This is a genomic window from Novosphingobium sp. FG90 (assembly GCF_057808725.1).
In genome coordinates this window covers 1-532 of record NZ_JBMDIO010000124.1, presented here as the reverse complement: position 1 = coordinate 532, position 532 = coordinate 1, and the positions used below count along the sequence as shown (strand labels likewise).

Genomic DNA, 532 nt, shown 5'->3' with positions numbered 1-532 from the left:
AGGGCCGCGAGCCCACGCCCGAGGAAATGGCCGAGCGTCTGTCGATGCCGCTCGAAAAGGTGCGCAAGGTGATGAAGATCGCCAAGGAGCCGATCTCCCTCGAAACGCCGATCGGCGACGAGGAGGATTCGCACCTCGGAGACTTCATTGAGGACAAGAACGCGATCATTCCGGTGGACGCGGCGATTCAGGCGAACCTCAAGGAAACGGTCACCCGCGTCCTTGCGAGCCTTACCCCGCGCGAGGAGCGCGTGCTGCGCATGCGCTTCGGCATCGGCATGAACACCGATCACACGCTGGAGGAAGTCGGCCAGCAGTTCTCGGTGACGCGCGAACGTATCCGCCAGATCGAAGCGAAGGCGCTGCGCAAGCTCAAGCACCCGAGCCGGTCGCGCAAGATGCGCTCGTTCCTGGACCAGTAAGAGAAAAGCCCCGCCTCGGCGGGGCTTTTTTCATCACCTCGTCATTGTTCTTACCTCGTCATTGCGAGCGCAGCGAAGCAATCCAAGGCAACGCAAACCGCCCTGGATTG

The 532-nt window shown here is 61.8% G+C and carries 1 protein-coding gene; it reads left to right on the top strand.

The genetic code is table 11. The annotated features are described in order from the left end of the window. Positions 1-422, top strand: a 422-nt coding sequence (locus tag ACODRZ_RS26840; protein WP_488986307.1) for a sigma-70 family RNA polymerase sigma factor, incomplete at its 5' end; no start/stop codon positions are given. Positions 423-532: the final 110 nt, after the last annotated feature.